The organism is Limosilactobacillus coleohominis (genome assembly GCF_016901675.1).
GTDB lineage: Bacteria > Bacillota > Bacilli > Lactobacillales > Lactobacillaceae > Limosilactobacillus > Limosilactobacillus intestinavium.
On record NZ_JACJKU010000030.1, the window covers coordinates 1 to 18930 of the forward strand.

At 40.7% G+C, this 18930-nt stretch carries 22 protein-coding genes and 1 riboswitch; of the genes, 6 read left to right on the plus strand and 16 right to left on the minus strand.

Translation table 11 applies throughout. The annotated features are described in order from the left end of the window. On the plus strand, nt 1-437 hold a 437-nt coding region (locus H5975_RS04120; protein WP_204784987.1), incomplete at its 5' end, for a M20/M25/M40 family metallo-hydrolase. Between the two features lie 77 nt (nt 438-514). On the opposite strand, the gene H5975_RS04125 is transcribed toward H5975_RS04120, so the two are convergent. From H5975_RS04125 to yaaA, 4 genes are all read right to left on the minus strand, one after another. Further along, on the minus strand, nt 515-829 hold the full coding sequence (locus H5975_RS04125; RefSeq protein ID WP_204784988.1) for a metal-sulfur cluster assembly factor: 315 nt from the start codon (nt 827-829) through the stop codon (nt 515-517). Nucleotides 830-839: 10 nt separating this feature from the next. Further along, a complete protein-coding gene (gene sdaAA / locus H5975_RS04130) occupies nt 840-1721 on the minus strand; it encodes an L-serine ammonia-lyase, iron-sulfur-dependent, subunit alpha (protein WP_204784989.1) in 882 nt (293 codons plus the stop codon). Between the two features lie 10 nt (nt 1722-1731). Further along, entirely contained in the window at nt 1732-2400 is a 669-nt protein-coding gene (gene sdaAB / locus H5975_RS04135; protein WP_204784990.1) for an L-serine ammonia-lyase, iron-sulfur-dependent subunit beta, read from the minus strand. Nucleotides 2401-2465: 65 nt separating this feature from the next. After that, on the minus strand, nt 2466-3236 hold the full coding sequence (yaaA, locus tag H5975_RS04140) for a peroxide stress protein YaaA (RefSeq protein WP_204784991.1): 771 nt from the start codon (nt 3234-3236) through the stop codon (nt 2466-2468). A gap of 112 nt (nt 3237-3348) precedes the next feature. Next, a riboswitch (THF riboswitch) is annotated at nt 3349-3442 on the plus strand. A 56-nt stretch (nt 3443-3498) separates the two neighbouring features. Between yaaA and H5975_RS04145 the strand changes: the two genes are divergently transcribed. Beyond that, the gene (locus H5975_RS04145; protein WP_204784992.1) at nt 3499-4053 is read left to right on the plus strand and encodes a folate family ECF transporter S component; all 555 of its coding nucleotides are present in this window, start codon (nt 3499-3501) and stop codon (nt 4051-4053) included. Nucleotides 4054-4109: 56 nt separating this feature from the next. On the opposite strand, the gene H5975_RS04150 is transcribed toward H5975_RS04145, so the two are convergent. The 7 genes from H5975_RS04150 to H5975_RS08960 all read right to left on the minus strand — a co-directional run bounded on the left by H5975_RS04150 (nt 4110) and on the right by H5975_RS08960 (nt 11046). Beyond that, complete coding sequence (locus H5975_RS04150; protein WP_428832681.1) at nt 4110-5495, minus strand: DHA2 family efflux MFS transporter permease subunit; 1386 nt, start codon at nt 5493-5495, stop codon at nt 4110-4112. A 175-nt stretch (nt 5496-5670) separates the two neighbouring features. After that, the gene (locus H5975_RS04155; RefSeq protein ID WP_204784993.1) at nt 5671-6696 is read right to left on the minus strand and encodes a zinc-binding dehydrogenase; all 1026 of its coding nucleotides are present in this window, start codon (nt 6694-6696) and stop codon (nt 5671-5673) included. 18 nt (nt 6697-6714) lie between these two features. Beyond that, a complete protein-coding gene (locus tag H5975_RS04160; protein ID WP_204784994.1) occupies nt 6715-7590 on the minus strand; it encodes an alpha/beta hydrolase in 876 nt (291 codons plus the stop codon). A gap of 160 nt (nt 7591-7750) precedes the next feature. Beyond that, complete coding sequence (locus H5975_RS04165; RefSeq protein ID WP_239473138.1) at nt 7751-9148, minus strand: MFS transporter; 1398 nt, start codon at nt 9146-9148, stop codon at nt 7751-7753. Between the two features lie 121 nt (nt 9149-9269). After that, nucleotides 9270-10067, minus strand: coding sequence for a PhzF family phenazine biosynthesis protein (locus H5975_RS04170; RefSeq protein WP_204784996.1), 798 nt, complete (start codon nt 10065-10067; stop codon nt 9270-9272). Nucleotides 10068-10171: 104 nt separating this feature from the next. Then, complete coding sequence (locus H5975_RS08955) at nt 10172-10564, minus strand: LysR family transcriptional regulator substrate-binding protein (RefSeq protein ID WP_204784997.1); 393 nt, start codon at nt 10562-10564, stop codon at nt 10172-10174. Continuing rightward, a complete protein-coding gene (locus tag H5975_RS08960; RefSeq protein ID WP_204784998.1) occupies nt 10531-11046 on the minus strand; it encodes a LysR family transcriptional regulator in 516 nt (171 codons plus the stop codon). The genes H5975_RS08955 and H5975_RS08960 overlap by 34 nt, the downstream gene beginning before the upstream one ends. 126 nt (nt 11047-11172) lie before the next feature. Between H5975_RS08960 and H5975_RS04185 the strand changes: the two genes are divergently transcribed. The 3 genes from H5975_RS04185 (at nt 11173) to H5975_RS04195 (ending at nt 13664) form a co-directional block, all read left to right on the plus strand. Continuing rightward, a complete protein-coding gene (locus H5975_RS04185; protein ID WP_239473139.1) occupies nt 11173-11598 on the plus strand; it encodes a MarR family winged helix-turn-helix transcriptional regulator in 426 nt (141 codons plus the stop codon). Further along, complete coding sequence (locus H5975_RS04190) at nt 11591-12985, plus strand: MDR family MFS transporter (protein WP_204784999.1); 1395 nt, start codon at nt 11591-11593, stop codon at nt 12983-12985. Before H5975_RS04185 ends, H5975_RS04190 begins: the two co-directional genes overlap by 8 nt. A 427-nt stretch (nt 12986-13412) precedes the next feature. Further along, nucleotides 13413-13664, plus strand: a complete 252-nt coding sequence (locus H5975_RS04195) for a kinase to dihydroxyacetone kinase (RefSeq protein ID WP_204785000.1) — start codon at nt 13413-13415, stop codon at nt 13662-13664. A 101-nt stretch (nt 13665-13765) separates the two neighbouring features. Here H5975_RS04195 and H5975_RS04200 read toward each other — a convergent pair whose 3' ends face one another. Both H5975_RS04200 and H5975_RS04205 read right to left on the minus strand, forming a co-directional pair. Continuing rightward, a complete protein-coding gene (locus tag H5975_RS04200) occupies nt 13766-13978 on the minus strand; it encodes a hypothetical protein (RefSeq protein ID WP_204785001.1) in 213 nt (70 codons plus the stop codon). Nucleotides 13979-14142: 164 nt separating this feature from the next. Continuing rightward, nucleotides 14143-15540: a C69 family dipeptidase gene (locus H5975_RS04205; RefSeq protein WP_204785002.1), complete on the minus strand. Its 1398-nt coding sequence runs from the start codon at nt 15538-15540 to the stop codon at nt 14143-14145. A gap of 135 nt (nt 15541-15675) precedes the next feature. Here H5975_RS04205 and pepI point away from each other — a divergent pair, with 135 nt between their 5' ends. Then, nucleotides 15676-16560 (plus strand): proline iminopeptidase, encoded by an 885-nt coding sequence (gene pepI, locus H5975_RS04210; RefSeq protein WP_239473140.1) that lies wholly within the window; start codon nt 15676-15678, stop codon nt 16558-16560. Between the two features lie 60 nt (nt 16561-16620). Here the strand turns inward: pepI and H5975_RS04215 are convergent, their stop codons facing one another. From H5975_RS04215 to H5975_RS04225, 3 genes are all read right to left on the minus strand, one after another. Continuing rightward, the gene (locus tag H5975_RS04215) at nt 16621-17106 is read right to left on the minus strand and encodes a MarR family winged helix-turn-helix transcriptional regulator (protein ID WP_204785003.1); all 486 of its coding nucleotides are present in this window, start codon (nt 17104-17106) and stop codon (nt 16621-16623) included. 37 nt (nt 17107-17143) lie between these two features. After that, on the minus strand, nt 17144-17830 hold the full coding sequence (locus H5975_RS04220) for an FMN-dependent NADH-azoreductase (RefSeq protein WP_204785004.1): 687 nt from the start codon (nt 17828-17830) through the stop codon (nt 17144-17146). A gap of 165 nt (nt 17831-17995) precedes the next feature. Then, nucleotides 17996-18784 (minus strand): alpha/beta hydrolase, encoded by a 789-nt coding sequence (locus H5975_RS04225; RefSeq protein WP_204785005.1) that lies wholly within the window; start codon nt 18782-18784, stop codon nt 17996-17998. Nucleotides 18785-18930 lie beyond the last annotated feature (146 nt).

Here is an 18930-nt window from a genome sequence, read left to right on the forward strand (position 1 = left end):
GTTATCAAGATGAAGGTGTTAAAACTGTTTTACCACGGTACGCATCTGCAAAACTAGATTTCCGCTTAGCCCCTAGTCAAGAACCAACCAGGATTCCTGAACTGGTTCAACAGCAATTAATTAAAAACGGATTTGAAGATGTCAAAGTTAAGTATTTGGTAGGTCAACCTGGCTACCGTAGCGATGTTACTCACCCATTTGTTCAGTTAGTAAGCCAAGCCGCTAAAAAAGCTTACGGTAACGATAGAGTTGAATACGTACCAAATAGTTTTGGGGCTGGTCCCGCATATGCTTTTGGGCGCCTTCTGAAGCTTCCCGTTCTGGGTTTTGGCATCGGTAATGCCAATTCACGTGCACACGGAGCTAATGAAAATATCCGTTTAGCTGACGCTGTCCAAGCCACTAGCCTACTAGATCAGGTATTACAACAGTTTTAAAACCCACAGTCATCAAAAGTACACAGTACTACAAAAGGGGACTAACGATCGAGCGTTAGTCCCCTTTTAACATTCTCCTAGTATACTCCCAAAGTAACCTTCGCATAGTCGCTCATCCGATCACGCGTCCATCGTGGTGTAGTGATAAATTCCACATCTACGTTTTTTACTTCAGGAACTTTCATTACAGCATCCTTCACCATCTGTGCAAGCATCCCAGTTAAGGGACAGCCTAAAATTTCTAGTGTTAATTCCACTAAGCAAATGCCATCCTGATCCAGGTCAATTGTTTCTACAAAACCCATGTTCACAACATCCATTTGAAATTCGGGATCAATGACCGTTGCCAGTCTCGCAATAATATCGTTTTTGATCTCTTCAGCCGTTCTCATTGCTTTACTCCTAAGCATCTTCGCCAAAAATTTTAGCTTTAATTGCCTGTCCAGTTGGTGTCCCTGCTAAACCGCCAATCCCTGTTTCACGCAGTGACGACGGTAACTGCTTACCAACTTTATCAAGAGCCATGATACATTCATCAGCAGGAATTTTACTAACGCATCCTGCCAATGCCATGTCCGCTGATACCAATGCATTAGCAGTTCCAATCGCGTTGCGCTTAACACATGGTACTTCAACTAATCCTGCAATAGGATCGCAAACTAGCCCTAGTAGATTACTAATGGCAATTGATAATGCCTCAGCGCTTTGCTGCGGAGTACCACCGGCTGCTTCTACTGCAGCTGCTGCTCCCATACCGGAAGCACTGCCAACTTCTGCTTGGCAGCCACCGGTTGCTCCTGCAATGCCAGCATGGTTAGCAATAATTAATCCAAATCCACCAGCAGTAAACAGAAACCTAATTAGTGCTTCTTCATCTAAATCAAGGCGGTTTTGCAAAGACTCAATTACTCCAGGTAAGGTTCCTGATGAACCAGCTGTTGGAGTTGCACAGATGACCCCCAGTGCAGCGTTCACCTCATTTGTTGCTACAGCTGCTTGTACTGCCCCCATCATTGCATCTCCAGATAAGGTCTGATGCTTTTTTCGATATTCGCGAATCTTAATAGCTTCGCCACCGGTCAATCCTGTTGGGGAATGTACTCCCTCTCCAGTTTCACCCTTGGTGACCGCTTGACGCATCGTATTAAGATTACGCTTCATTTTTTCCCATACTTCTTCACGAGAGACTCCCGAACTCTTCACTTCAGCATCAATAATTAATTCTGATAGTGGTTTGCCACTCTTCGTTGCAGTTTCCACTAATTCTTTAATACTATCAAACATGACTAACCCTCTACTTTAAACAGACAATGCCCTTGAATTTTTCTTTCAATTCAGCAATTTGTTTTGGCTTTAAATACTTTAACATGTCAAATTCGTATAGTTCACCATCATGTACCAACTTAGTTTGCTGTTTCTTGAGCTTAGCACTCTCATCAAGCATTTTAGCTAAGCCCTTAATTAACGGTTTATTTTTATCGCGATCCAAGTAAAGCACAATTGGTAGCGGTCCGCTCGGATGTAGTTCTACTCCCTGAACTTTAATAGAACGAATTTCAATGGCACCGCCACCTACCGAGCAACCACCCACTTGAGTATTATGCTGATCGCCATCAGATAAATCCAAAATGGCAGTATTCGGGTGGTTAATTGGGCTGGGGCCTTCCTCTTCGACAAAGCGAATATCAATTCCGGCTTTTTTGGCCAACTCAGGTGCCATTGGAACACGGGCATCATCAGGCGGAAATCCCATAATCCCAGCTGCAATTGCAAAGTCGGTCCCATGACCACGATGGGTTTTGGCAAATGATTCGTAATAATGAACCGTTACTTTTTTTGGAACTTCTTGAAAAATTGAACGTGCTGCTTTGCCGATTGCAACGGCTCCAGCAGTGTGTGAGCTTGATGGTCCAACCATTACTGGGCCAATAATGTCGAAAACACTTCTGTAGTTGCCGCTCATAATTTATAATGCTCCTTTATTTTTTTCATACTATTAGTATAAAGCGTTTTCGTTTAAAAACAGCTTTAATTATCAAAATCTGACGAAGATCGGACGTCTTTCAAAAATGTGAATAATGTTGGTGTCGACAAATCCGCAACATAATGGTACCCAATCGCAAATTGTTTGACTTGGTCTAACGTAGCCGCTTGCTGAGCAGCTAAGTATCGTACCATATTCCCCCGTGCCATTTTTGCCAGCGTAGCCTTTTGTTTGGGCTTACCATCAATCATTTCAACAAAACGACAGGTTATAAACTGACGCTGGCCGTTAACGTACGGTTGAATTGCTTTACTATATTCTTGTGAAGCCAGATTTAAAACAATGTCATTATTGTGGTACAAGTCATCGGCCAACTGCGACCCCCAGAATTGATATAGATTTTTAGTACCAGCAACTTTTGCCCGATCTCCCATTCCTAAGCGGTACTGTACAATACCGTCAAACGGGCGAAGCATTCCATAAAATCCAGACATGATTTTTAAATGATCCTGTACGTACGCTAGTTCATCATCGGTAAAGACATCTGGTGCCATATATTGGTACTGCAGACCTGTAAAGGCGATGATTGCGGGTGTTAAATTTTGCTTCAGTTGCATTTGGTGAACCCATTCATAGTTTGGACGAGCTATTTTTTCACTACAATTCCACCACAACTGATGAATTTCTGAATATGACAAGCTTCGTAAATAATCCAATATCTGCTGGGTCTTATCCAGATACATTGGCAATTGACTGGCTGGCAATGAATCTGTGTCCGTTTTCATTCGACGCGCTGGTGATATAATAATTTGCATCTTGGTTCCTTTCCGAACTTTCATAAAGAATATATGAATTATAGTTTGTGAATAACTTAATTATATAGAAATGCTATTGCATAATATTTGGAAATAAGATATATTAACGGGTGTTGGGGTAGGACCTCCTGGGTTACTGTCCACCGGAACGGAATGTGAACGGTGGAAGAAGGCAAACGCCACCTTGGTTGTCCGCATTCACCACTCGACAATTTGTCAATGTGTTCCCTAACAAATCAAAATTCAGGGAGGATTATTGACCATGTCAATTTTATCATTTTCTGGTCCACGATGGACAACTCGTCATTTAACACTTGCCGCTATGCTAACCGCCCTTGAGGTGATTTTAGGAAAAATGTCAGTAGGTAATCCTACGGTCCTAAAAGTTAGTCTTGGTTTTATCGCTACCGCGTTAGTCGGTTATTGCTTAGGCCCTTGGCTAGGCGGAATGGTAATGATTGTGAACGATCTGATTAGTAACACGATCCTCAATACCGGTGGCGGAATGTTCTTTCCAGGATACACATTCTCTGCATTTATCACTGGAGTAATTGCTGGTTTGTTCTTATACAACCAACGTGTCACTTGGCAACGAATTTTCATTTACGAACTGTGCCAAATCGCTGTAACTAATGTCTTTTTCAACACATTGTGGATCTATGTCATGAGTTTAAGCAGCCACTCCACTGGTCAAAGCTTCATGGCCCTGTTAGCAATCCGGCTACCAAAAGAAATTATTTCTTGGCCAATTGAAAGCTTAATTGTCCTTGCTTTACTCAAGGCTTTCAGTAAAATTAATTTACCAATTCAAAGATAATTATTAGTGATTCAAAGAAAGAGCAGCCAAACGTATCAATCGTTTGGCTGCTTTTTTTAATTAGTTTGATGTTGAAATTCCTTCCGATTAGTGTGGAAAAACTGGGCAATTACTAAGGCAAAGCATAAAATAGCAAAACACGTAATAAACCCAACTTGGATCCCGACTGCAGACGTCCCAACGTGGTAATGGTTGTCAGTTAAGTTGACCATGGCAACCACAAACGCCATTCCAAAACTGGCTGCTACCTGACGAGTCGTATTAAACATCGCTACCCCATCAGGTAACTGGTTCTTTGGCAAAATTGCTAAAGCCTCGGTTTGCAATGGAATCAGTAACATCACAATTCCAAATTGACGGACCCACTGCCAGAAGGCGGCAAATATGGCACCACTATGAACACCAATAAAGGCCTGCATCGCTGTTCCAATTAAGTCCACAATTAAACCATACGTGACCATCCAACGGATTGGATACTTATCAAAAAGGCGTCCACTAATTGGCGATAACAAACCTGTAGAAAGTGCCCCTGGCAAGATTACTAAACCAGAAACAAAGGCACTCTGGTGCATTACATTTTGAACTAACAAAGGCAGTAAAATCGTGTTCCCATACATCGTCGAAACTAGTAAGCAATTTACCATAATGGCTAACGTAAATTGGGTGTGGCGAAAGATTCGCAGGTTAACATATGGGTGCTTGCTGTGCCATTGCGTACCAACAAATATAATAAGAAAGAGCAACCCAATAAACAATGCACCAGCAACTCCAAAGCTAAGAAATGGCAAACTACCAAAGTTTGAGAAACCATTTAATAAGAACCAGAGTGAAATACTACAAGTGATTAAACCAGTGACGTTAAATTGAGGGTTTTCCTTAGTAGCCAAGTGGGGCATTTCAATCCAGGAGAGGATTAATGTGATCGCAATAAACGGCAACACGAGGATGAATAGGTACCGCCAACTAAAGAAGTCCAAGATTAGCCCAGCTACTGATGGCCCAATAATTGGTGAAAAGTTAAAGGCGAGCCCAACAATTCCCATTACCTCTCCTTGGTGACCATCAGCCGCATACTTCATTGCCATAACATTCACTAATGGCATCATAATTCCAGAGCCGATCGCCTGAATCATTCTTCCTAACACGATCACCTGAAATGTTGGCGCAATAGCACCGATAATGGTTCCGATACCAAAAATCGCGGTGAAGATGATGAATAAGTTACGGTAACAATATTTCTTTATTAAATATGCACTTACCGGAATCATCAATGCATTGACCAACATATAACCGTTGCTTACCCATTGAACCCTTGCCGATGATAAATTAAAGTCCCTCATTAAAATGGGCAGCGCAATATTCATCATCGTGGAACACATAATCCCAAAAAAGGTTCCCAGAATCATGATTGATAAAATAAACTTTCGTTTTCGACTCAAAATTTTTCTCCCTAATAAAATAATGCATTTTTCAGAATACACGTAAATCAAAGAAAAGGCAATTATCGATCATCCATCCTGATGAATTATTTTATGACCATCTCAAAAAGGCCCCCAGGGTGATTTTGCACCCTGAGAGCCCCTTAATCATAAACTTCTATTAGTCACTTACTTTGATCTATGACTTGATTACCTTACGGTCAGCCATTTCTTGGTAGGCGTCGTTGATTTGATCCAAGGTAAAGGTCTTGGTAAAGACTTTTCCTGGGTTAATCTTACCATCCAAGACCGCCTTCAATAATACTTGCTTGTCGTAAGTAGTAACTGAAGCTGGGCCACCGGCAATCGCTGTATTGGTGTAGAACGGTGTAGTCATGTCCATTGCTGGAGCGTGTGGCAAACCAACCCGACCAACGATTGCACCCGGACGTGCAACCTTCATTGCAGTGTCGGTGGATTGTTCAGTCCCTACACATTCAAGAACAGCGTCAGCACCGTTTCCATGAGTCAAGTCCATAATAGCCTTTACTGCATCGTCACCACGTTCAGCAACATTGTCAGTTGCACCAAATTCAACGGCTAATTGATGACGATCTTCGTGACGACTAGTTGAAATGATTTGACTAGCACCACGGAGCTTAGCGGCAATAATTGCAGATAAACCAACGGCCCCGTCACCCATGACAACAACGGTGTCACCAGGCTTTACGTTTGCTACCCGTGCAGCATGGTAACCAGTTGCCATGACGTCAGCAAGTGTCAATAATGACTTCAGCATGCCTTCACTGTAGTCACTTGGCTTGCCTGGTACCTTTACTAATGCCCATTGACCATGTTGGAAACGAATGTATTCTGCTTGGGTTCCACTAGAGAAGTTATCAGTGTGGTCTTGGCAAACACCATCAAAACCAGCTAAACATGCAGCACAATGACCACAACCATGAGTAAATGGTGCGATTACGAAATCACCTGGTTTAACAGTTGTAATGTCGTCACCAACTTCTTCTACAATTCCTAATGCTTCATGACCGGAGTTTTCAGAATTTGGTTCAACTTTGTTAATTCCGCGGAAGTTCCATAAATCAGAACCACAAACACAAGCCCGAACCACCTTTAAAATCACATCGTCTGGTTTTTGAATTGTTGGCTTGTCACTTTCAACAATCTTCATTTCGCCTGCTTTAGCTAAAATTGCGTTTTTCATAAATCGTTCTTCCTTTCTTTATTTCGCCCACAAGAAGTCTACCAGTAGACGATCAACTTGTTTGTTTTCATGCAGCTTACTGTGTTGAGCCATCTTACCATTAATTTGCTTTTCTTGGTATGACTTAGCACGTCCAGCAACTAGATACTTATAGGCTTTCGCTGCGTTCACTGGCACTTGGCTATCAGAATGACTACCGTCTTGCAAATCACCATAAATGTTCAGTACCCGCGCACTAGTTGGGTAAACGTTCCGTAAGTTCAGCAATCCTTTGTATTCGGGAAGCATCTTACTTGGTTCACCAGTTTGCTTATTAACAGTAATACCTTTAACACCCGGTTCCATCGTTAAACCATTAAAGTGACCGGCAATTGCCACTTGGTGTTTCAACGTTGGCATCTTAGGATCATTAGCATTATTCATAATGTAATAAGCAATCTGCAAATTCCCCATCGAGTGACCAACCAGGTTCATAGATTTAAAGTGGTACTTACTTTGCATCGAGTCAACGACATCTTTGACATAGTCGCTACTCTTGCTATAAGCGCTCGCAACATCACTTTCGCGCCCACTTAAACTCTTATTGTCGGCAAGGTTGACTTCAATGATGGGGTTCTTAGCACCCTTTTTAATTGTTCCGTGCCACGTTACCTTGCCTGACTTAGCCACATTCACCCAAACAATGGTATTTGTAACACCTTGTTCTTTAGCATAATTAGCCATTTGCCGTTCAGCACGGTAACTACTACCCCAACCATGAACAAATATTGTTGGTGTCGTTGAGTCAACATATTTTTTAGCTGCTTGTGCCCGATGGATTGATCTCCACCCAAAGCCACCAATAACCAGCACTAAAATGACAATCAAAGTCCACCAACCAAAACGTTTTTTCATTGGCAACACTCCCCTCGTATTCTCTTCTCATCGCTTTTCTTAATTATACTAATCCGGGGAATTGATGTTAAATACTAATTTTTTATGGTTAATCATAGAAAAAATGAATATAAAAACAGCAAGCCAGTAGTCTCCTTTGACTTTTAGCTTGCCGTATAATTTATTGCTTGTTTTTTGCTTGGTAATGGTAGTTAGCCATTGAAATTACCAGTGTCATAATCGTTAGAACTACGGTCATAATAAAGTCTAATCGTCCACCAGCGTATGTTCTGGTAGCCATTGACCCGGTTCCATGATTTTGAAAAATTGCCATTAGCGAGGCGAGAAAAACTACTCCAGTAGCACCAGCAAATTGCTGAATCATATTAAATACCGAGCTAACATCCGCAGCATTTTCAGCCGACACGTTAACCGTGGCATTGGAAATGGTGTTGGAAAATGCAAAGTTAAACCCACTCCGCAGAATGATAAATAATACCATCATTAACCATGGTGTCAGGTGTTTTTGCAAAACCCAAAATGATAAACCACCAATGACAAATAGCGTATTCCCCAGCATCACTGGGAAGCGGAATCCATAGCGGTCTGCCAAGTGACCAGCGAATGGCGAAATAATCGCTCCACAGATTGCACCAGGTAATAAAATCAGTCCTGAAATAAACGCTGAGGCATGTAATGTGTATTGAGCGTACACAGGAATAACCAATGAAATTCCAATATTAACAAATTGTTGGTTAAAGTAATTCCAACCATTCAAGGCTACAGGTAAGTGGTGGAAAATGCTTAAATCGACTAATTCTGTTGTCCCACTAACATTGACTTTCACAAAGCATGCAAAAAGGATTAGTGAGATAATCAGGCAGCTCCAAAAGCGTAACCCGAAGCCGCTCTTACCGATTACTGATAGTGAATAAATCCAGACCGTCATTGAAAGGGCCAATAGAACAAAGCTAGCAGTACTAAACGGTTTCGATTCCGTGAGTGGAATATTGGTAATAAGCCACTGCCCTAGTAGTAACGAAATCAGTGCCAGCGGCAAGATAAGCCAAAAGATCATCCGCCATGACATGTTAGTGGCAACAATTCCACCATAAGTAGGCCCTAACGCCGGTGCAAAAGAAATAATCATTGCAGCTACTCCCGTCATGGAACCTAGTTTATGACGAGGAATTTGAGTGAAGATTAATTGGAACATCATAGGCGTTGAAAGTCCTGTCGCCGCTGCTTGAATAAACCGTCCAAACAATAACACGGGAAAATTCATGGATGTTGCACAGATGATGTCACCAATAATAAAGGCAGCTACCGCCACAAACTGAAGACGTTTAATCGGTACTCGCTTTAACAAGAAAGACGTCGTTCCCATTATGATAGTAACCATCAGCAAGTAACCAGCCGTAATCCATTGAGTAGTATCCAACGAAATATTGAAAACCCGTGACAGTTCTGGGTAAGTAACGTTAGTTGCAGTCTCTGTTAGTATTCCGATGAAACTTAAGAGTGCAACTGAAAAAATCCCCCCATATGTTTTACCACTGACTCGTTGTGTTGTTGTCAAAAAAATCCCTCCAGCAAATAAAAAGCCATAGCAGTGGTTAGCTCTGCTATAGCTCTTCGAATTCATTTCTACTACCATTACTTTACCGTATTTACCAGAAGAAAGTAAAGGTTAATTTGATTTAATCATCTTCATTTAAATGCAACTGTCCACTTGAATAAAGAACTGCCTTTCCAGCTAACTTGGTACGTTCACCTTCATAAGTGCAATATAAAACACCACCACGTTGTGACGCTTGATATGCGACTAACTGATTTTTGCCAAGTCGTTTCGCCCAATAAGGGATAATGTGGCAGTGACCGCTCCCGCATACAGGATCTTCTGGAACCTTTAATTTTGGAGCAAATGAACGTGAAACACAATCATATTGCTTGCCAGGAGCAGTAACATTTTGCAATAGTCCGGGAAGTTGGGCTAAACGTTTTTGATTAGGCTTCATCGCCACTACTTTTTCTGGATCGTCAAAGACACACAGTAAATCACGTCCCAGGTAAGCTTCTAGTGGACGCTCACCAAATGCCGTAGCCATTTCATCAGTGACCGCGATCTTTTGCAACTGGTAAGAAGGAAAACTCATTTCATAACGATCATCAATTTTAGTAACCGTTAATTGGCCACTTTTGGTTGTGGTAAAAGTAATTGTATCCGTATCTTCAGGAGCAGCCGTTTGAAAAATAATGAAGGCTGTTGCTAGCGTTGCATGGCCACAAAGACCAATTTCACCACCAGGGGTGAACCACCTTAGGTCATACTGGCTAGCGGTACGGCGAATTGCAAAGGCAGTTTCAGAAAAACGATTTCCCATTGCAATTTTCATCATTAATTCTTCCCGGGGCCAACGATCAACAAAGCAAACCGCTGCTGGGTTACCATGAAACAGCTGGTCAGTAAAGGCATCTGCTACGTACATTTTCATCATTACCATCTCCCTTTGTTGAGTTTAATTATAGTGGTACATGTTTTATCAGTAAAACAAATAATAGTAATGGTAAAATCAGTTTTTCTAATATAAAGAACAAAAAATTAAGGTAATTGATCCCGTTGACTAATAATCTCGTCAACGAACTTCTGACAAACGAGTGGCAGTTCCTGACGACTTTTAAAAGCTACCCCGATTTCTCTCATAATACGTGGTTTCAGTGGTCGACGAACAAAATGAAATGGCATCCGTAGTAAAACCAAGTTGGCTAAAATGCTGATTCCTAAGCCTTTTTCGACCATATTCATAATTGTGTAATCATCATGAATTCGATATTCCACTTTTGGTTTAACTCCTGCTCGGTCAAACGCCGCTAGCGGTTCGCTATAAGTTCCCTCTTCCAATAAAATCAATGGTTGATCAGCCAATGCGGATAATGGTAATGGTTTTCCTGGTTGTTTTGCTAACGGATGGTTCTCTGGAATAATCGCCTGCATTTCACCTTTTTTAAAGGCACTACTGTTAATCCATTACTTTGTCGCGGCGTAGTAAATCCGATATCCACTACCCCTTCTTTAATCCACTGCGGGATCGAATCGTAATCCCCTTGGTACATCACGAATTCAACATCGGGATAGTTTTGTTTGAAATTACTAATCAACTGTGGCAACCAATGACTGGTAATGCTAGAAATAGCACCAATCCGGATCTTGCCGTCCTTTAAGCCCTTAACTTCTGCGACCTTTTGTTCTAGCATTTCATAATCATTCAGCATTCTTTCAATACTCGGCCAAATCCGTTGTCCTTCAGCGGTAAGCCGAATCCCGTTTCGCGAACGAATCAGCATTTTGATTCCTAACTCATCCTCCAATGAAGCCACTAACTGGCTAACTGAAGATTGGGTATAGCCAAGCTCTGCTGCAGCTTTGGTAAAACTGCCCCGTTCCAGCACCTTTTGCAATACTAAGTATTTGTTCATCTCGTCCACCTCCCAGTAATTATTATTATATCATTGAAGTTCTAATGATGTTCAATGATTGTTTGACAGCTAACAAATTCTTAATTATAATCTAGACCGATAATTACCTTTGAGGAGCTGTTAAATTTGAATATTCCCGATATTGGTAAATTGGTTAAACAGACAGATATTACTTTAAATCGGCAAATGAACCAATTTGCGAAAAAGTATGATCTTACAGGTGTCCAGATGTCAATGATTGATTACCTGAGCCGCTGTCCAGAGCACCGTGCTCCACAAAAAGCTCTAGAAAATGAATTCAATATCCAGCGTTCAACCACCACCATCATTCTCCAACGAATGGAAAAACGTCGACTAATTGTTCGACAAACTAATTCTCAAGACCGCCGAATAAGAGATGTTCAACTGACCGAGCAGGCGGTCGCACTCATTCCGGTTATTAATGATTACATTAACCAACATCAAAAACAGCTCCGTCAACAATTCACGTCCGCTGAATTAGAAACTGTGGTAAAAGTATTGGAAGCATTAAGGAGGATCGACCATGAATAGTCAGCCTGAAACAATTTCAAATAAAACCATTGCTGCCATTGTAGCCACCGGTTTAATGTCATTTTGTGGCGTTATTGTAGAAACATCCATGAACATTGCTTTCCCAAAGTTAATGCACCAATTCGGTGTTACAACTAACATTGTCCAATGGATGACCTCAATTTACCTGTTAATTGTCGCAATTATTGTCCCACTATCAGCCATCCTAAAAGCAAAATTTAAAACCAAAACTCTTTTTATCACGGCAATCTCCTTATTCATTTGTGGGGTCGTTATTGATAGCACTGCACCCAGCTTCTGGGTTCTTCTACTGGGGCGAGCCATTCAAGGGATTGGTACTGGTATTTCATTACCGTTAATGTTTAACATCATTATGGAACAGATTCCCAAATCAAAATTGGGGATGATGATGGGCTTTGGAAACCTTATTACTGGGATTGCCCCAGCAATCGGTCCAACTCTCGGTGGAATCATCACCACTAGTCTCGGTTGGCGCTGGATCTTCATCATCCTACTTCCTTTTCTCCTTATTTCATTATTTCTAGGAATTTGGGGAATTCAGCAGAAATCCCCATTACGTCAGGTTTCGTTGGACTTCATTAGTTGCATACTCATTGCCATTACATTCAGCGGAATGGTATACGGGTTCAGTAATTTGTCTGCCGTTTCAGTGATGAGCTGGCAAGTTGGCGGTGCTATCCTCATGGGACTAATTGCCATGGTGCTACTAATTATTCGCTCACTGCATTTGGAAACACCAATCTTAGATTTCCGGTTATTTACAAACCACCGTTTTGCAGGACACGTTTTAATATTCTTTTTGACTCAAATGTGTTCACTCGGATTCGCTTTTCTTCTACCAAATTATATTCAACTGGTAAACGGTAATACTGCTTTAACTGCTGGTCTCGTTGTCATGCCGGCTGGTATTGGCGGAGCAATCTTTGCACCTATTGGCGGAAGACTCTTGGATAAGTTGGGCCCTCGTAAACCCGTGATGACCGGTGCCGGATTAATGGCTTTGTCAATCATTATTTTCACAACCATTACCCTCCGGATGAGCAACCAGAGTATTATGTTCGTTTATATCTTCTACATGGTTGGAATGGGATGTATGATGGGAACAATCATGACAAGTGCATTGGCCTCACTTCCACATCATCAACAAACTCAGGGAAATGCCTTTTTAAATACTCTCCAGCAATTTGCTGGTTCATTAGGGACATCCCTCACTGCGATGATCGTTGCTCTTAGTCAACGCGGAGGATCAGGTGCTAATGCCACCGCTATTGGTACGCAACATGCGTTCATCATGCTCTTCATTTTCGTTGTCATGATCTTGATTACGATTTGGCGAGTGGTCCCTAAATCTTTGAGGCAAAAATAAAAAAGCTGCATTAAATATCGACATCCTCAATCGGTATTTAATGCAGCTTCTTTTATAATCTATAATTTAGTCTTCTTTCTTAGCGTCATTTAATGACTTCATAATGGAAGGATTCTTAGAATGACAATCCTTCAACATTTGTAAGTCTTCAGCACTAAGTTCTACAACATACTTACTCATAATAATCCCTCACTTATCGTTAATGTTACTTAATAATATACCACATTCTCAAATGGGCGATGAACTCTTCTGAAAGATCTTTCACCCTAACTGTTCAGAAACTAGACAATATTAAGTTCCATAAATGTTTGTACATAATCATATTTTCATTGTATACTGATTGCACAATATTCACTTCCTTTTTATCAGTAAACTTTGTTTTACCTAAATAAGTGCAATAATGATATGCATACTTGGAGGTTATTTAATGGAACAATACCAATTTGACACACAAGCATTAATTGAAGGGATTTCCCTTTCTGAAAGTGAACTACGTAAAGAAATTACCGAAAAATTTGTTGGTAATTCACTAATCGTAGGTGGTGACAGTGAATTAATGAAAGTCCATTACCACACAGATTATCCCGGTAAAGTTATTGATTACCTTGCCAGTTTAGGTGATATTTTTGATATTGTTATAGAAAATATGGATCGCCAATCCCGTGGTGAAAAAGGGTAATTTATTCTTAATTTTACTCACAAGAAATCCCCTTAGAGTTAAAAATTAGCTCTAAGGGGATTTTAATTACCAGCATTCTAACCCTTTCGGTTCATTAAACTTTATGCTGCTGAAGCAAACAAATCATTTACGGAGTTCACAATTTGGTCTTCCGTCATATTGTCTTGAACAATGTGATTCTTAATCCGTAAGTCAAATTGTTCATCCTTTGGCTCGGCGTTAATCTTGGTTAGATCAACTTGCTTGTCATCATTATCCGTAACATCAAAATCATACTTCTTCATGTTTTGAATTGTTTCATTTTGAATTTCCATAATGATTGACCTCTTTTCACCTTCTGTTATAGTCCTTTTTTTCAAAATGTTAATACCTTTTGACTAATTTTGACCAAAAAGTTATTACAAGGTTTTGCGAAGACTTTAAGAAGTTATTGAGTGCAAAATAAAAGCGCCTTTTCAGTCGGCGCTTCTGTTCATGATTAGTGATTCAATTGAATTTGTAATGTTCCATTCTTTACCATGTCGCCAAGGCACTTCATGGCAGCTTGGTAAGCAGCATCCGCAATCTTATTGTTGGCTTCTTCAAGCTTTGCTTGCAGTTCGCTGCCATCAAGTGATTCAGCAACTGGGTCAGTTTCTAATAAGATATGACGACCTTGGGCCACTGTACTCCGTTGCATTTCTTCAATTGTCATATTGTAACGACGGTGGTGATCATCACCGATGGTTGCAATCACGTGTGAAATCCAGTACATCTTGGTAATATCAAATTTTTCTGCGGTATCACGGTAAGTAGCTGGAGTATCGTTAACGTTGGCATAGAATGGTGCAATCGCATTGTATGGGTTTGGTCCAAAGGCAATCCAGCAGATTCCGGCAATCTTTTCAGGAACATCATTCCGAATTTGTAGAACGTGGATTTCTTGGTTACGTTGAATCCCTACTGGACGGAATTGGTGCCGTTCTGCATCCGTGCTGTCTTCATTGTAGATGTCATATGGTGTCCGTTGATAGTGAGAACTCAAAGCGTACTTGAAGTCTTCAAGTGTTAGCTTGTGTTCAGGCTTCCGTGCAAATGGTAAGTCAATATTATCAACTGGTTCTTCATCAGATGGGTTAAACAGTTTTTGAATGTACCATTCCCGTGGAACGTTGTATTCATAATCGGAATCCAGATGGCTACCAAAAATGTGCCGGAGATTGTATGTATCTCCACCATCCACGTTCATGTGATGATCATTAATCATTTGTTCCAAATCATCTGATGCCATTGTGTCATCAGTATTGAATTCAAAATCAGTAATGGTAAACCAGTTTGGAGCAACAACATAGCAATCATCGGGAACCCGCTTAGCAGCCCAGTGGTGACCCCCAATGGTTTCCATGTACCAAATTTCGTCCTTGTCGGAGAAAATTACCCCGTTAGATTCATAGGTTCCATACTTAGCTAAATAGTTACCAAGTAATTGAACCCCTTCACGAGCAGAATGGATATATGGAAGTATAATGGTGACAAAATCTTCTTCACCAATTCCCTTCTTAACCAGTGGATCTACTCCTAAAACTCGTGAGTTTGTAGTACTAGTTTCGGTTGCTGACATGGTAACGTTAGCAGAGTTAATTCCACCTTCGGCCCATTCACCCATTGTTTTAATTTTAGTATCATTTTCTGGTAAGGCAGTGTATTGCATTGGATTATCAGGAAGGTCTACTTTGCACTTCGTGGTAATGGATTGATATTCTTTCGGTTGATCTGCTGGTTTCACAACCACAAATCGCTTCGGGTTTAGTGCGTGTCCATAGTCTTCATTTCTCGCAATCATCGTTGAGCCATCGACTGTCGCCTTTTTACCCGCTAATAAAGTTGTACATGGCATAAATACGACCTCCTTATGTAGTGTTCTGTACATGTTAATTATATGACATTGCGTACGCTTTCACAATTTATTGCAGTGATTATTAGACAACGACTATAATAAAAGTAACATTTACTACTGAAAGGAAGGTTCCTCATGGTACAAGTCCAAGAAGGGTTCATGCCGTTTCATGGTTACCAAACTTATTATCGAATTGTCGGGCAAAAAAGTAATAAAGCACCGCTCTTGATGTTGCATGGCGGTCCAGGATCAACTCATAACTACTTTGAAATTTTTGATGACTTTGCTAAACGCACTGGTCGACAATTAGTTATGTACGATCAAATTGGTTGTGGTCAATCATCAATCCCAGATGACCCAAGTGTTTATAATGCCAATACCTGGGTTGAGGAACTGAAAGCATTACGCGATTATCTTCATTTAGACCGGGTCCATTTATTGGGACAATCATGGGGTGGCATGCTGGAAATTATTTACCTTTGTGATGAAATGCCTGCAGGAATTAAGAGCGCAACTTTTGCCAGCACCCTCTCTTCTGCGAAACTTTGGAGCAAAGAGAACCATCGATTAATTAAACAATTACCTCAAGACGAGCAAACGGCGATTGAAAATGCTGAACACCAAAATGATTTTTCTGGAGATGATTACCTGCGAGCAAATGACCATTTCATGGCATTACATAGCCATGCTCCTTATTCAAAAAGCGCACCAGAATGTCTAACGCGTCCTAAACGTGTCGGAACACTTGCCTATAACACTGCCTGGGGTCCAAACGAGTACACTCCGCAAGGTAACCTGGGCAATTATGAATATACTGATAAACTGCACCATATGTACGTTCCGACATTAATTACTAGTGGTACCAACGACCTTTGTACGCCGTTGGTTGCTAAAACAATGTATGACGCACTACCTAATGCCAAGTGGGTACTTTTTGCTGGTGCTCGTCACATGTCATTTGTTGAACAACCAGAAAATTACCAAAATGTTTTAGCAAATTGGCTCGCAGCCAATGACTAAATAAAACCGGTGATTAAGTCCAAATGGGCTGTTCACCGGTTTTTGTGTGTTCTCGTTATTTTAAAGTTCCCCTTCTAAGCGGTATAAGTCAGTTAAAAAATGGGAAACCGTCTGTAATTCATCTTGTGAATACTTGGCAGTTAATTGGTTAACGAGTGTCGACTGGATCGTTTTGTGTAATTGATCATGCAGTAATGCTAACGCTCGGCCGCTTTCAGTCAATGAATAGTAAATTTTCTTTTTGTCATCCGGATGCTGATTAGTACGCACCAAGTCATACTGAATTAGCTTTTTCGCAGCGCGCGTTACTCCGCCTCGGGTGACGTTCAACTTTTTAGCAATTTGAATTCCAGTTTGTTCATCATCTTCAATTGCTGAAAGAATATGGAATGCAATAATTGATAACTTAGGAACTACCTCTTTTAATTTGAGGTCCGTCACGTGTTTTTCCATCCATTGTTGTTCCTGCGAACCATGTACGTTACCATGTTGTGCCCTAATCTTACTAATGGTCTGACTAATTGTATTAATTACCTGCTCGTCCATCTTTTAAGCCTCGCTGTTTCTTAATAGCTCCATTATATCAGAAGCTTTGTGCCATCGATCTAGCTTGTACCAGAGCCTGATTTAAAATGTTCTGGCGTTGATCACGATGAGCATCTGCTCCTTCAATAAATAGCTTTTCAATATCGGTAACACCATAGAACTTCAACATACTAGTTAAATAAGTATCACCTAAATCCATCAGAGCTGAACTTTGTTTACTTTTAATTCCTAACGCCTTTTTGATTAGGAAAGAAATGGTGCTCCATTTGCCTCCCTTATGGTATTCACTACCTGAAGCCTGAATGTGTAAGGACTTCTTGCCGGTCAATAATCCTACCGGACCATCAGAAGTATATTTGAAAGTTTTGTGTGCCACTGCAGTAAGATCTAGATATTGTTTCATTTCGGCAGGTAAGAAATGATTGTACATTGGATTAATAAATACATATTTATCCGCTGTAATGAATTCTTCTAACCATTCAGCATGGCGCTTTAGGAGATCCTGTTCTTCCGTTGTCATTGGTTCTTCAAATTTTTGCTTACGCCAGGCTTCCATGGTGACATCGTTCAGTGGTGGCACTCCATCCTTATCATAGAGGTCACGGATTATTACTTGGTCATTAGGATGAGCCATCTGATAGGCTTTGATAAACTCCTGACCAACAGTTAAAGAGAGGCTGTTACTTGTGTGAGGGTGGGCTTGAATTACTAATAAAGTGGTCATTTTCATCATCCTTTTTATTTTCGTTGCTTATCAACATTATAACTACATCTTGTTGATAAGCAACAAAATGTATTAAAAATTTGAATTAATGACTAAAACCACATTATAAAAATGGAGCCTAACGCTCGGTACCCGAACGCTAGGCTCCATTAAACTCAAATGATCTTACTTGCCCCAAAGGAACTGGTTAATTCTATTTGCAACCTTCGCATTTTCATGCAAATTACTGTGAGTATACTGACTACCTTCGTATAAAACATAACGATAACTTTGTGGCCGATCACCCAGCATTGCTTTTACACTTCTAGATGCTGAATTAGGTACTCGCCCATCAGTTCCCTGACCTGAATTACCAGCAATGTTGAGCACTTTTGCATGAGGATAATTATCCTTCAGTTGTCCCATCAAATCTTTCATACTTGAGGACATCCGATTATCATTTCCCCATCCGCCAAGACCGCCACCAGCTAAGACAACTTGCTTTTTAAGCTCTGGTGCGTTGGATTGTGATCCATACTTGGAAAGGTATGCAAAGACATCCATGTTCCCCATAGAGTGAGCAACGAAGTTATAGCTCTTAATCCCGTCTCGTTTTTGTAAAGCGAGGACTACATTGTTGATGTATCGAGCCCCTTCATTCATATCAACCTGCTTATTATTGGCTAAATTGACTTCCACAATTGGGTTCCGTTTATTTTTAATTGATGGTCCGCTAAGCTTAACTGAGCCATTTTTATCAACCCGGGCTAATACAACGGTCGATGTCACACCAGCTTTGCGAGCGTGGTTGACCATGTATTTTTCAGCATTATAACTGCTCCCGTAGCCATGGACAAAAATGGTTGGTGTCTTGGAATTAACCCATTGGTTTTGGTTCCGCTTGGTAAAACCAAAGCTTACCGTAATCATCAAAGCGAACAACAATAATCCGCTAATCATTCGTAATTTTTTCAAGTTTATTTCTCCTTTGATAATTTTTAAATATTTTAGCTTGGTGGATTATAGAATGAAGTTAGCCACCTAATTGGTGGTAAATGCAAAAACGCCATTCGGCGTGACATCAGGTATCATATTAAGTGAATCAAACCTATATGAAAGGA

What these genes read in the sequence shown, in the direction of transcription:
- H5975_RS04170 (WP_204784996.1), bottom strand. Translation starts at nt 10,067, where the DNA reads ATGATGAAAATGTACGTAGCAGATGCCTTTACTGACCAGCTGTTTCAT.
- H5975_RS04195 (WP_204785000.1), top strand. Translation starts at nt 13,413, where the DNA reads ATGGAACAATACCAATTTGACACACAAGCATTAATTGAAGGGATTTCC.
- sdaAA (WP_204784989.1), bottom strand. Translation starts at nt 1,721, where the DNA reads ATGTTTGATAGTATTAAAGAATTAGTGGAAACTGCAACGAAGAGTGGC.
- H5975_RS04200 (WP_204785001.1), bottom strand. Translation starts at nt 13,978, where the DNA reads ATGGAAATTCAAAATGAAACAATTCAAAACATGAAGAAGTATGATTTT.
- H5975_RS04190 (WP_204784999.1), top strand. Translation starts at nt 11,591, where the DNA reads ATGAATAGTCAGCCTGAAACAATTTCAAATAAAACCATTGCTGCCATT.
- H5975_RS04145 (WP_204784992.1), top strand. Translation starts at nt 3,499, where the DNA reads ATGTCAATTTTATCATTTTCTGGTCCACGATGGACAACTCGTCATTTA.
- H5975_RS04215 (WP_204785003.1), bottom strand. Translation starts at nt 17,106, where the DNA reads ATGGACGAGCAGGTAATTAATACAATTAGTCAGACCATTAGTAAGATT.
- H5975_RS04160 (WP_204784994.1), bottom strand. Translation starts at nt 7,590, where the DNA reads ATGAAAAAACGTTTTGGTTGGTGGACTTTGATTGTCATTTTAGTGCTG.
- H5975_RS08955 (WP_204784997.1), bottom strand. Translation starts at nt 10,564, where the DNA reads ATGCAGGCGATTATTCCAGAGAACCATCCGTTAGCAAAACAACCAGGA.
- H5975_RS04205 (WP_204785002.1), bottom strand. Translation starts at nt 15,540, where the DNA reads ATGCCATGTACAACTTTATTAGCGGGTAAAAAGGCGACAGTCGATGGC.
- H5975_RS04125 (WP_204784988.1), bottom strand. Translation starts at nt 829, where the DNA reads ATGAGAACGGCTGAAGAGATCAAAAACGATATTATTGCGAGACTGGCA.
- sdaAB (WP_204784990.1), bottom strand. Translation starts at nt 2,400, where the DNA reads ATGAGCGGCAACTACAGAAGTGTTTTCGACATTATTGGCCCAGTAATG.
- H5975_RS08960 (WP_204784998.1), bottom strand. Translation starts at nt 11,046, where the DNA reads ATGAACAAATACTTAGTATTGCAAAAGGTGCTGGAACGGGGCAGTTTT.
- pepI (WP_239473140.1), top strand. Translation starts at nt 15,676, where the DNA reads ATGGTACAAGTCCAAGAAGGGTTCATGCCGTTTCATGGTTACCAAACT.
- yaaA (WP_204784991.1), bottom strand. Translation starts at nt 3,236, where the DNA reads ATGCAAATTATTATATCACCAGCGCGTCGAATGAAAACGGACACAGAT.
- H5975_RS04155 (WP_204784993.1), bottom strand. Translation starts at nt 6,696, where the DNA reads ATGAAAAACGCAATTTTAGCTAAAGCAGGCGAAATGAAGATTGTTGAA.
- H5975_RS04220 (WP_204785004.1), bottom strand. Translation starts at nt 17,830, where the DNA reads ATGACCACTTTATTAGTAATTCAAGCCCACCCTCACACAAGTAACAGC.